Annotated in this window: 2 protein-coding genes; both read left to right on the forward strand. The window is 72.2% G+C overall.

The window, feature by feature from the left end; genetic code table 11:
* The first annotated feature begins 53 nt into the window (after positions 1 to 53).
* Positions 54 to 6,791, forward strand: coding sequence for a polyketide synthase (locus K8556_RS25925; RefSeq protein WP_223742773.1), 6,738 nt, complete (start codon positions 54 to 56; stop codon positions 6,789 to 6,791).
* Positions 6,788 to 13,243 (forward strand): non-ribosomal peptide synthetase, encoded by a 6,456-nt coding sequence (locus K8556_RS25930; RefSeq protein ID WP_223742774.1) that lies wholly within the window; start codon positions 6,788 to 6,790, stop codon positions 13,241 to 13,243. Before K8556_RS25925 ends, K8556_RS25930 begins: the two co-directional genes overlap by 4 nt.
* The last annotated feature ends 5 nt before the right edge of the window (positions 13,244 to 13,248 follow it).

Raw genomic sequence — 13,248 nt, forward strand, 5'->3', positions numbered from 1 at the left:
TAATCACAAACGCCTGGAACCAGACGGTCGGATGGCCCTGGGGGACTAAGTCCGTGGACGCAGCGCTCATGCAGACAGTGGTGGCGCGTTTCACCGCGCAAGCGGCCTGGACACCCGACGCGGAGGCGGTCCGGTTCGAGGGAGCGGGGCTGACGTACGCGGCGCTGGACCGCCGCTCCAACCAGCTCGCGCACCACCTCCGGGGCCTGGGTGTCACCACGGACGTGCTCGTGGGCGTGTGCCTGGAGCGCTCGGTGGAGATGGTGGTGGCGGTGCTGGCCGTGCTCAAGGCAGGCGGCGCGTATCTGCCATTGGACCCGGCCTATCCCGCGCCACGTCTGGCTTTCATGTTGGAGGACGCGAAGGCGCCGGTGCTGCTCACCCAGGCGAAGCTGCGCGCGGGCCTGCCTGCCTTCGCGGGCCCGGTGTTGTGCCTGGATGAGTCCCCTGCCCTCTTCGCTCCGGAGGCCCCGGCCTCGCCGGTGGACGCGTCCCACCTGGAGGGGCTGGCCTACGCCATCTATACGTCCGGCTCCACGGGCACGCCCAAGGGCGTGGCCATGGGGCACCGGCCGCTCGCCAACCTCATCGCGTGGCAGTTGGGCCAGTCCCTCGCGGGGCCGGGCACGCGCACGCTCCAGTTCTCCCCGCTGTCCTTCGACGTGTCGTTCCAGGAGCTGTTCGGCACGTGGTGCTCCGGCGGCACGCTGGTGCTGGTGCGGGACGCGCTGCGGCTGGACGCCGTCCTGCTGTTGCGGCTGCTGGCGGACGAGCGCGTGGAGCGGCTGTTCCTGCCCTTCATCGCGCTGCAGAACCTGGCGGAGATCGCCACCTCGCACCAGCAGGTGCCGCCCGCCCTGCGCGAGGTCGTCACCGCGGGCGAGCAGCTCCAGGTGACGCACCACCTGCGCGCGTTCTTCGCCGCGCTGCCGGGCTGCGCGCTGCACAACCACTACGGCCCGTCGGAGACGCACGTCGTCTCCAGCTACGTGCTCCGGGGCGCCCCGGAGACGTGGCCCGCGCTGCCGCCCATCGGCAAGGCGGTGGACGGCTGCGAGCTGCTGGTGCTGGACGAGCAGAAGCAGCCCGTGCCCCAGGGCGAGTCCGGCGAGCTGTTCCTCGCGGGCGTGTGCCTGGCGAAGGGCTACCTGCACCGCGAGGCGCTGACGGCGGAGCGCTTCGTGCCGCACCCGCTCAAGCCCGGCACCGGCGAGCGCGCGTACAAGACGGGCGACCTGGCGCGCGTGCTGCCGGACGGCAACGTGGAGTTCCTGGGCCGCATCGACGGACAGGTGAAGGTGCGCGGCTACCGCATCGAGCTGGGCGAGATTGAAGTCGCGCTGGGCAGCCACCCGGCGGTGAAGCAGGTGGCGGTGGTGGCGCGCGAGGACGTGCCCGGCGACAAGCGGCTCGTCGCCTACGTCGTCCCGGACGGCATGCTGGAGCACGCGGCCGGGGCGCTGCGGCGCCACCTGTCCACCCGGGTGCCGGACTACATGGTGCCCTCCGCGTTCGTGCTGATGGACGCGCTGCCGCGCACGCCCAGCGGGAAGATTGATCGCCGGGGCCTGCCCGCCCCGCTGCCCACGCGGCCGGAGCTGCAGCAGGCGTTCGTCGCGCCGCGCTCGCCGCTGGAGCGCACGCTCGCGGACGCGTGGGCGCAACTGCTCCGCATCGACCGGGTGGGCGCGCACGACAGCTTCTTCGAGCTGGGGGGCAACTCGCTGCTCGCGCTCCAGTGCGTGGCGCGGCTGCGGCAGGCGCACGGGCTGGAGCTCCCCATCGTCCAGTTGTTCCAGTCCCCCACCGTGGCGCAACTGGCGGCGGTGCTGACGGGGGATGCGTCCCGACCGTCGCTCAAGGAGTTGGCGGAGGCGCGGCAGGCGAAGCGGCGGCAGGCGGGGGGCGGCGCGGAGCCGGTGGCCATCATCGGCATGGCGGGCCGCTTCCCGGGTGCGCCGGACCTCGACACGTTCTGGAAGAACCTGGTGGGCGGCGTGGAGTCCGTCACCACCTTCGCGCGCGAGCAGGTGGACCCCTCCGTGCCCGCCGCCGAGCGCGACGCCCCCGAGTACGTGCGGGCGCGCGGCATCCTGGACGGCGTGGAGCTGTTCGACGCGGCCTTCTTCGGCATCACGCCGAAGGAGGCGCAGGTGATGGACCCGCAGCAGCGCCTGTTCCTGGAGACGGCGTGGGAGGCGCTGGAGTCCGCCGGCTGCGTGCCGGAGACGTACCCCGGCCTCATCGGCGTCTTCGCGGGCACGCACAACAACAGCTACGGGCCGCTGCACGTCATGCCCCGGCAGGACATCGTGGGCCGGGTGGGCGCCTTCCAGGCGATGGTGGCCAACGAGAAGGACTACGTGGCGACCCGCGTCGCGCACAAGCTGGACCTGCGCGGGCCCGCGCTGTCGCTCAACACCGCGTGCTCCACGTCGCTGGTCGCCGTGGCGCAGGCCTTCTGGGCGCTCCAGACGCACCAGTGCGACGTGGCGCTGGCGGGCGGCGCGTCCGTGACGGTGCCCCAGAAGTCCGGTCACCTGTACCAGGAGGGCGGCATGCTCTCCCAGGACGGGCACTGCCGCCCCTTCGACGCGGAGGCCACCGGCACCCTCTTCAGCGACGGCCTGGGCGCGGTGGTGCTCAAGCGCCTGTCGGACGCGCAGGCGGACGGCGACGTCATCCACGCCGTCCTTCGCGGCGTGGGCGTCAACAACGACGGCGCGGCCAAGGTGAGCTTCGCGGCGCCGGGCGTGGAGGGCCAGGCCACCGCCATCGCGACGGCGCACGCGAACGCGGGCATCGACCCGCGCACCCTCCGCTACGTGGAGGCGCACGGCACGGCGACGCCGCTGGGCGACCCCATTGAAGTGGAGGCGCTGTCGCAGGCGTTCCGCGCGCACACCTCCGACACGGGCTTCTGCGCCATCGGCTCGGTGAAGAGCAACTTCGGACACCTCACCGCCGCGGCGGGCGTGGCGGGCCTCTTGAAGACGGTGCTCTCGCTGAAGCACCGCGAGCTGCCGCCGACGCTGCACTTCCAGGCGCCCAACCCGAAGATCGACTTCCCGCGCAGCCCCTTCTTCGTGCAGGCGAAGCGCTCCGCGTGGCCGGAGGGCACGGGCCCCCTGCGCGCGGGGGTGAGCTCGTTCGGCGTGGGCGGCACCAACGCGCACGTCGTGGTGGAGGAGGCCCCGGAGCGTCCCGCCTCCGGCCCGTCGAAGCCGCGCCAGGTGCTGACGCTGTCCGCGAAGACGCCCGCGGCCCTGACGCAGGCGGCGCTGCGGCTGGCCGCGCACCTCCAGGCGCATCCGGAGGACTCGCTCGCGGACGTGGCGCACACGCTGGCCACGGGGCGCAAGGCGTTCCCGTTCCGGCGCGCCGTGGTGGCGGGCACCCATGAGGAGGCGGTGCGGGCGCTGACGGCGGCCGAGCCGGAGGCCCCCGGACTGGAGTCCACGCCGCCCGTCGCGTTCCTCTTCCCGGGTCAGGGCTCGCAGCACCCGGACATGGCGCACGGGCTGTACCGCCACGCGCCGGCCTTCCGCGCCACGGTGGATGCGTGCGCGGAGGTGCTCGAGCCGCTGCTCGGGCGCGACCTGCGCGAGCTGCTCTTCCCCAGGGACCCGGAGTCTCCCGAGGCCGCGGAGGCGCTGCGCCAGACGTCGTTCGCGCAGGCGGCGCTCTTCACGGTGGAGTACGCGCTCGCGCAGCTCTGGTGGAGCTGGGGCGTGCGGCCGGGCGCGCTCGTGGGCCACAGCGTGGGCGAGTTCGTCGCCGCGTGCCTCGCGGGCGTCTTCACGCTGGAGGACGCGCTGCACCTGGTCGCGAAGCGCGGCCTACTGATGCAGGCGCAGGCGCCGGGCAGCATGCTGTCGGTGCGCCTGTCCGCGGAGGCGGTGACGCCCCGGCTGACGGACGGGCTGGCCATCGCGTCGGACAACGGGCCGCGCCTGTGCGTGGTGTCCGGGCCCACGGAGGCCGTGCAGCGGCTTCAGGCCGCGCTGGAGGCGGAGGGCACCGCGTGCCGGATGCTCCAGACGTCGCACGCGTTCCACTCGCCGATGATGGACGCCGCGGTGGCGCCCTTCCTGGAGACGCTGAAGGGCGTGCGCCTGTCCGAGCCGCGCATCCCCATCGTCTCCACCGCGACGGGCACGTGGCTGAAGGCCTCCGAGGCGACGTCCCCCGAGTACTGGGCGCGGCACCTGCGCGACACGGTCCGCTTCTCCCCCGCGCTGCGCACGCTCTGGGACCGGGGGGAGCACCTGCTGTTGGAGGTGGGCCCGCGCGTGACGCTCGCCACGCTGGCGCGGCAGCAGGCCACGGCCGACCAGCGCTCGCGGGTGTTCGCCTCCCTGGGCGAGTCCACCGGCGACGCCGCGGACTGGACCGCGCTCCTGACCGCCGCGGGCCAGCTCTGGCGCCGGGGCGTGGCCCTGGACTGGCGGGCCTTCCACGCCGACGAGCAGCGCCAGCGCGTCACCCTTCCCACGTATCCCTTCCAGCGGCAGCGCCACTGGATCGACCTCGAGCGGGCGCCAGTGCCCGCCACGACACCCGCCACTGGAGTCTCCGTGAGCCCCGCCCCCGTTCCCCGTGCCGAGCGTCTCGTCCCCACCCTGCGCAACCTGTTCGAGGAGCTGAGCGGACTGGAGCTGGCCGACGCGGATCCGGGCGCGAGCTTCCTGGAGCTGGGGCTCGACTCGCTGGTGCTCACGCAGGGGGCGCTCGCGGTGCAGAAGCAGTTCGGCGTGAAGGTGACGTTCCGGCAGCTCCTGGAGGAGGTCTCGTCGCTGGGGCAGCTCGCCGCGTTCCTCGACGGGCGCATGCCCCCGGAGGCCGCCGCGCCGGCCGCGCAGCCCACCGCGAACATCCTGGGACAGCCGCACGTCTCCCCGTCCGCTGGCGCCGCGTTCCCCGCGCAGGCCGCGCCTGCGACTGGCGCCTTCCCCGCGCAGTTCGCGTCCGCTGGCGCCGCGTTCCAGGCCCAGGCGATGGCCGCGCCCGCCGGGAGCCTCCAGGCGGTCGTCGCGCAGCAACTCTGGCTGATGACGCAGCAGCTCGCGCTCCTGTCCGGTCAGCCCGCGCAGGCCGTGGCTCCGCAGGCCGTCGCTCCAGCGCCCATCGCGCAGGCCCAGGCCGAGCAGGCTCCCGCCGCGCCGCCGCAGGCCGCCCAGCCCGCTCCCGCCGCGCCGGATGAGGCCGACCTCAAGGGCCCGGTGAAGTACGACGTGAAGAAGGCCTTCGGCGCCATCGCGCGCATCAGCCTGGCCCCGAAGGACGCGCTCACGCCCCGCCAGCAGGCGTTCCTGGAGGACTTCACCCGCCGCTACAACGCGAAGACGCAAGGCTCCAAGCGCTACGCCCAGGAGCACCGGAGCCAGTTGTCGGATCCGCGCGTGGTGACGGGCTTCCGCCCGCTGCTCAAGGAGCTCATCTACCCGCTGACCGTGAACCGCTCCAAGGGCTCCAAGCTCTGGGACGTGGACGGCAACGAGTACCTGGACGCGCTCAACGGCTTCGGGTCCGTGATGTTCGGCCACGCGCCGGACTTCATCACCCAGGCCGTGCACCAGCAGGTGGACGACGGCTACGAGCTGGGGCCCATGCACCCGCTGGCCGGCGAGGTCGCGAAGCTCGTCTGTGAGTTCACCGGCGCGGACCGCGCGGCGCTCTGCAACACCGGCTCCGAGGCGGTGATGGGCGCGATGCGCATCGCCCGCACCGTCACCGGCCGCAGCACCATCGCCATCTTCACCGGCAGCTACCACGGCATCTTCGACGAGGTGCTGGTGCGCGGCACCAAGGGCCTGCGCACCGTGCCGGCCGCCCCGGGCATCATGGCGGGCGCGGTGCAGGACGTGCTGGTGCTGGACTACGGCACGCCGGAGTCGCTCGAAATCCTGCGCGCCCGCGCGGACTCGCTGGCCGCCATCATGGTGGAGCCCGTGCAGAGCCGCCGCCCGGACTTCCAGCCGCGCGAGTTCCTGCACCAACTGCGCGACCTCACCCAGAAGTCCGGCTCCGTCTACATCTTCGACGAGGTCATCACCGGCTTCCGCATGCACCCGGGCGGCGCCCAGGCCCTCTTCGGCGTGCAGGCGGACGTGGCCACCTACGGCAAGGTCGTGGGCGGCGGCATGCCCATTGGCGTCATCGCGGGCAAGCGCCCGTTCATGGACGCGCTGGACGGCGGCCACTGGCAGTTCGGCGACGACTCCGTGCCCACGGTGGGCGTGACGTACTTCGCCGGCACCTTCGTGCGCCACCCGCTGGCGCTCGCCGCCGCGAAGGCCGCGCTGCTGCACATGAAGGCCGCGGGTCCGGAGCTGCAGCGCAGCGTGAGCGCCAAGGCGGACACGCTCGCCACCACGCTCAACGCCTTCTTCGACGAGGTGGGCGCCCCGCTGCGCATCAAGCACTTCGGGTCGCTGTGGAAGACGTTCGTCACGTCGGACGTGGCGAACGCGGACCTGCTGTTCTGCCTGCTGCGCGACAAGGGCATCCACATCTGGGATGGCTTCCCGTGCTTCTTCACCACGGCGCACTCGGACGCGGACGTGCAGCGCCTCGTCACCGCGTTCCAGGACAGCGTCACGGAGCTGCAGGACGCGGGCTTGCTGCCCGGCACGGCCCGTCCCCAGCCGCAGGCCCCCGCCGCCTTCGACTCCAACCAGCCCCCCGTCCCCGGCGCCCGCCTGGGACGTGATCCGCAGGGCAACCCCGCCTGGTTCGTCCCGCACCCCACGGTGCCCGGCAAGTTCGTCAAGCTGAGCGAGACCCGATGAAGACCCCCGCGACCCCGATCCAGGACCTGCCCGACGACTTCGATCCGTTCGCCGGGCCCGCGCTGCTGCTCACCGCGCCGTCCACCGAGCCCCAGCGCGAGGTGTGGACCGGCGTGCAGATGGGCCCGGATGCGTCGTGCGCCTTCAACGAGTCCATGTCCGTGCGGCTGCACGGCCCGCTGGACGTCGAGTGCCTGCGCTCCGCGCTCCAGGACCTGAGCGAGCGCCACGAAGCGCTGCGCACCACGTTCAGCGCGGATGGCCTCACGCTGTGCGTGGCCGCCTCCACGCCCTTCCCGCTGGAAGTCCTCGCGCTGGACGCGCTGCCGCCCTCCGAGCGCGACGCCCGCGTCCGGGAGCTCGTGGCCCAGGAGGTGGAGACGCCGCTGCCCCTGGAAGCAGGGCCGCTCCTGCGTCCGCGCCTGGCCCGGCTGTCCGCGCAGGAGCACCTGCTGACGCTGACCGCGCACCACATCGTGTGCGACGGCTGGTCCATGGCGGTGATGCTGCGCGACCTGGCGACGTTCTATTCGGCGCACGCGCGGCGCGCCCCGCACACGCTGTCGCCCGCGCCCACGTTCAGCGACTACGCCCGCGCGCAGGCCCGGCTTGCCACCACGCCGGAGTACGCCGAGCACGAGCGCTACTGGCTGAAGCAGTTCTCGGGCACGCTGCCGGTGCTGGAGCTGCCGTTGGACCGGCGCCGTCCGCCGTCGAAGACGTACAGCTCCCGGCGTGAGGACTGCGTGCTGGAGCCCGCGCTCGTGGAGCAGCTCAAGCGCGTGGGCGCGAAGCACGGCGGCAGCTTCTTCACCACGCTGCTGGCGGGCTTCAAGGCGCTCCTGCACCGGCTGACGGGGCTGGAGGACGTGGTGGTGGCCATCCCCGCCGCGGGCCAGTCCGTGGCCGGGCTGAAGGACCTGGTGGGGCACTGCGTGAACGCGCTGCCCCTGCGCAGCAACGTGGCCGCGGAGGCGCCCTTCACGCAGGTGCTCAAGCAACTGCGCACCACGATGCTCGATGCCTACGAGCACCAGGAGTACACGTTCGGCACGCTGCTCAAGCAACTGGCGCTGCCGCGCGACCCCAGCCGCCTGCCGCTGGTCAACGTGCTGTTCAACGTGGACCAGGCCGTCACGGGCGAGCAGTTGGAGTTCCAGGGCCTCACCTGCACCCTGGCGAGCAACCCGCGCCACTACGAGAACTTCGACCTCTTCATCAACGCGGCCGAGGCCCATGGCCGCGTCGTGCTGGAGTGCCAGTACAACACCGACCTCTTCGATGGCTCCACCGTCCGCCGCTGGATGGCGTGTTACGAAGAGCTGCTGCGGGGCGTGGTCGCCGACGCGGAAGCGCCCGTGTCGCGCCTGCCGCTGCTGCCCGAGGCGGAGAAGCAGCGCGTGCTGGTGGACTGGAACGCCACCGGGAAGCCGTTCGACCGTCAGGCCTTCGTCCACACGCTCGTGGCCGCGCAGGCCCGGGCCACGCCCGACGCGGTGGCCCTGCGCGCGGGGGACGTGACGCTCACGTACCAGCAGCTCACCCAGCGCGCCCATCAGGTGGCGCACGCGCTGAAGCAGGAGGGCGTCGCGGCGGGGAGCCTCGTCGGCCTCTTCACGAGCCGTGGCGCGGACATGGTCGTGGGCCTGCTGGGCATCCTTGAAGCGGGCGCGGGCTACGTCCCGCTCGACCCTGGCTTCCCGGCGGAGCGTCTGGCCTTCATGGTCGAGGACGCGAAGCTCTCCACCATCCTCACGCAGCAGGCCCTGGTGGCGTCCCTGCCGTCCACGAGCGTGAAGCCCCTGCTCATCGAGCACACGGCCTCGCAGCCCGAGTCCGCGCTCCCGGCGCAGGACGTCTCGCCGGAGGCCGTGGCGTACGTCATCTACACGTCGGGTTCGACGGGCAAGCCCAAGGGCGTACGCGTGCCGCACCGCGCGGTGGTGAACTTCCTCGGCACCATGCAGGAGGCCCCGGGCCTGTCCTCGCAAGACGTCCTGCTGGCCGTCACCACGCTCTCCTTCGACATCGCCGTGCTGGAGCTGCTGCTGCCCCTCACCACGGGCGCCCAGGTGGTGCTCGCCTCGCGCGACACCGCCTCCGATGGTGCGCTCCTCAAGGCCGCCCTGGAGTCCAACGCCGTCACCGTCATGCAGGCCACGCCCTCCACCTGGCGCCTCCTGCTGGAGGCCGGCTGGCAGCCCCGCCCCGGCTTCAAGGCCCTCTGCGGTGGCGAGGCCCTTCCCCGTGAATTGGCCGAAGCCCTGCTCGCTCGCGTCGGCAACCTGTGGAACATGTACGGCCCCACGGAGACCACCGTCTGGTCCACCACCTGGCGCGTGCAGCCTCCTCTTTCTTCCATCCGCATCGGCCGCCCCATCGCCAACACCCAGCTCTACCTCCTCGACTCGCACCTGGCCCCCGTGCCGGTGGGGGTCGCCGGTGAGCTCTACATCGGCGGCGACGGCGTGACGCTGGGCTACTTGCACCGCCCGGAGCTGACGCAGGAGCGCTTCCTGCCCAACCCCTTCCGCCCTGGCGAGCGCATGTACCGCACGGGCGACCTCGCCCGGTGGCTGGCCGACGGCACCGTGGAGTACCTGGGCCGCAATGACTCGCAGGTGAAGCTGCGTGGCTTCCGCATCGAGCTGGGTGAAGTCGAGGCGGCGCTCGCCTCGCACCCGTCCCTGGCCCAGGCCGTGGCCCTCGTCCGCGAGGACCGCCCCGGGGACCGCCGCCTCGTCGCGTACCTCATCGCGCGGCCCGGTCAGACGATCCCGGCGGATGAAGCCCTGCGCGCGCACCTCAAGCAGGGGCTGCCGGAGTACATGGTGCCGCAGCACTTCGTGGCCCTGCCCGCGCTGCCGCTCACGCCCAACGGCAAGGTGGACCGCAAGGCCCTGCCGTCGCCGCAGGTGGAGTCGCAGGAGGACGCCTTCGTCGCGCCTCGCGATGAGACGGAGCAGAAGCTCGCGGCCATCTTCGCGGACGTGCTGGGGCTGCGCCGGGTGAGCGTCACGGCGGACTTCTTCCGCCTGGGCGGGCACTCGCTGCTGGCGTCGCAGGCCCTCACGCGCGCGAGCCGCGACCTGGACGTCAGCCTCACGCTGCGCCGCATGTTCGAAGCGCCCACCGTGGAGAAGCTGGCCCGGCTGGTGCGCGGCGACGACGGGGCCGCGAGCCCCGCGCAGCGCATCTCCCCCCGCGCCGGCACCGCGCCCGCGCCGCTGTCCCTGATGCAGCAGCGGCTGTGGTTCCTGGAGCAGCTCAACCCCGGCACGGCCGTCTACAACCTGCCCTCCGCGTTCCGCCTCCATGGCGAGCTCGACGTGGGCGCGCTGCGCTTCAGCTTCAACAAGCTGGTGGAGCGCCAGTCCTCCCTGCGCACCTTCGTGCGGTGGGACGAGGGCACGCCGGTGCAGCACGTGGCCCCGGCCCTGACGGTGGAGCTGGAGCCGGTGGACCTGGAGTCCGTCCCCGCGCACACGCGCGAGGAGGACCTGCTGCGCCGCCTCCAGGCGCTGGCGGACGAGTCCATCCCCATCACCGCCGCGCCGCTGTTCCGCCTGACGCTGTTCCGGCTGGGCGCCACCGAGCACGTCCTCTTCTTCATGCCCCATCACCTCATCTGGGATGGGTGGTCGTTCGACGTGTTCCTGCGCGAGCTGGACACCATCTACTCCGCGCTCACCAAGGGCCAGGACCCCAGGCTCCCCACCCTGCCCATCCAGTACGCGGACTTCACCGAGTGGCACCGCGGCTGGCTCCAGGGCGAGGAGCTGGAGCGGCAGGCCCGCTACTGGAAGGGGAAGCTCTCCGGGAACCTGCCCGCGCTGGAGCTGCCCACGGACAAGCCGCGCCCCGCGCAGATGAGCCTCAAGGGCGGCACGGAGCCCTTCGTCCTCACCGGCGCGGAGGTGGACGCCCTCACGAAGCTGGGCCGCGAGTCCAACGCGACGCTGTACATGGTGCTGCTCACGGCGTTCAAGACGCTGCTGCACCGCTACAGCGGCCAGGAGGACCTGGTGGTGGGCACGCCCATCCGGGGCCGCTCGCATCCGGAGGTCGAGGACCTGCTGGGCTTCTTCGTCAACACGCTCGTGCTGCGCACGCAGCTCGCGCCGGAGCTGACGTTCCGGCAGTTGCTGGAGCGCGTGCGCACCACGTGCATGGAGGCGTTCGGCCACCAGGACATGCCCATCGAGCTGCTGATGCAGCAACTGGGCGTGCAGCGCGACCTGAGCCGCACGCCGCTGTTCCAGACGTTCTTCACCTTCCAGGACGTGCGCAACCGCGGCTCCAACCTGGGGGACCTCACCTACGGCCAGGTGCACGTGCACGCGCACGCGACGCCGTTGGACCTGAGCTTCTGGGTGAAGGAGACGGCGAACGGCATCGTCGGCGGCATGGACTACAACACCGACCTGTTCGAGCGGGACACCGTCGTCCGCATGCTCGAACAGATCCGCACGCTGCTGCGCGCCGCGGTGTCCGACGCGGAGGTGCCGGTGTCGCGCCTGCCGCTGCTGCCCGAGACGGAGAAGCAGCGCGTGCTGGTGGACTGGAACGCCACCGGGAAGCCGTTCGACCGGAGCGCCTTCGTCCACACGCTCGTCGCCGCGCAGGCGCAGGCCACGCCCGACGCGGTGGCCCTGCGCTCCGGCGCCGTGACGCTCACGTACCAGCAGCTCCTCCAGCGCGCCCATCAGGTGGCGAACGCGCTGAAGCAGGAGGGCGTCACCGCCGGGAGCCTCGTCGGTCTCTTCACCGAGCGCGGTCCGGACATGGTCGTGGGCCTGCTGGGCATTCTTGAAGCGGGCGCGGGATACGTCCCGCTCGACCCCGGTTTCCCGGCGGAGCGCCTGGCCTTCATGGTCGAGGACGCGAAGCTCTCGCTCGTGCTCACCCAGCGCGCGCTCCAGAGCACCCTGCCCTCCACCACGGCGAAGTCCCTCTTCGTCGAGGACACCACGTCGCAGGCGGACACGGCCCCCGAGGCGCCCGGTGTCACGTCCGAAGCCGTGGCGTACGTCATCTACACGTCGGGTTCGACGGGTAAGCCGAAGGGCGTGCGCGTGCCGCACCGCGCGGTGGTGAACTTCCTGGGCACCATGCAGGAGACCCCGGGCCTGGGTGCGCAGGACGTGCTGCTGGCCGTCACCACGCTCTCCTTCGACATCGCCGTGCTGGAGCTGCTGCTGCCCCTCACCACGGGTGCCCAGGTGGTGCTCGCCTCGCGTGACACCGCCTCCGATGGCGCGCTGCTCAAGGCCGCCCTGGAGTCCAACGCCGTCACCGTCATGCAGGCCACGCCCTCCACCTGGCGCCTGCTGCTGGAGGCCGGCTGGCAGCCCCGCCCCGGCTTCAAGGCCCTCTGCGGTGGCGAGGCCCTTCCTCGTGAATTGGCCGAAGCCCTCCTCGCCCGCGTCGGCAGCCTGTGGAACATGTACGGCCCCACGGAGACCACCGTCTGGTCCACCACCTGGCGCGTGCAGCCTCCGCTCTCCTCCATCCGCATCGGCCGCCCCATCGCCAACACCCAGCTCTACCTCCTCGACGCGCACCTGGCCCCCGTGCCGGTGGGTGTCGCCGGTGAGCTCTACATCGGCGGCGACGGCGTGACGCTGGGCTACCTGCACCGCCCGGAGTTGACGCAGGAGCGCTTCCTGCCCAACCCCTTCCGCCCTGGCGAGCGCATGTACCGCACGGGCGACCTCGCCCGGTGGCTGGCCGACGGCACCGTGGAGTACCTGGGCCGCAATGACTCGCAGGTGAAGCTGCGTGGCTTCCGCATCGAGCTGGGTGAAGTCGAAGCGGCGCTCGCCTCGCACCCGTCCCTGGCCCAGGCCGTGGCCCTCGTTCGCGAGGACCGCCCCGGCGACCGCCGCCTCGTCGCGTATCTGGTGACGAAGCCGGGACAGGCCTACACGGACACGGAGCTGCGCAAGCACCTGCGCTCGCAGTTGCCCCAGTACATGGTGCCGCAGCACTTCGTGGAGCTGGAGGCGCTGCCGCTCACGCCGAACGGCAAGGTGGACCGCAAGGCCCTGCCGGCTCCGGCGGGCACCGCGCGTCCCGTCGAGGACGCCTTCGTCGCGCCGCGCACGCCGACGGAGCAGCACCTGGCGCGCATCTGGCGGGAGGTGCTCGGCATCGCGCAGGTGGGCGTGCACGACAACTTCTTCAACATCGGCGGTCACTCGCTCCTGTCCTTCCAGGTGGTGATGCGCGTGCGGAAGGAGCTGAACCAGGAGCTGCACCCGCGCACGCTGCTGCTCAACACGCTGGAGCAGGTGGCCTCCCAGCTCACGCCCGCGGCGCCAGCGCCCACGACCGCCGCCAGGGCGCAGCCCGTCGAGCAGACAAAGATTGCCACCCCGGAGACTTCTGTCCCCCTGGCGCAACGCTTGTTCAATAAGCTGAAGGGGAAACTGCCGGGGCGCTCGGACTGAGCGGC

The organism is Corallococcus sp. AS-1-12 (assembly GCF_020036995.1).
Taxonomy (GTDB): domain Bacteria; phylum Myxococcota; class Myxococcia; order Myxococcales; family Myxococcaceae; genus Corallococcus.

Coding starts and splice junctions, on each gene's coding strand:
- K8556_RS25930 (WP_223742774.1), top strand. CDS start 6,788: ATGAAGACCCCCGCGACCCCGATCCAGGACCTGCCCGACGACTTCGAT.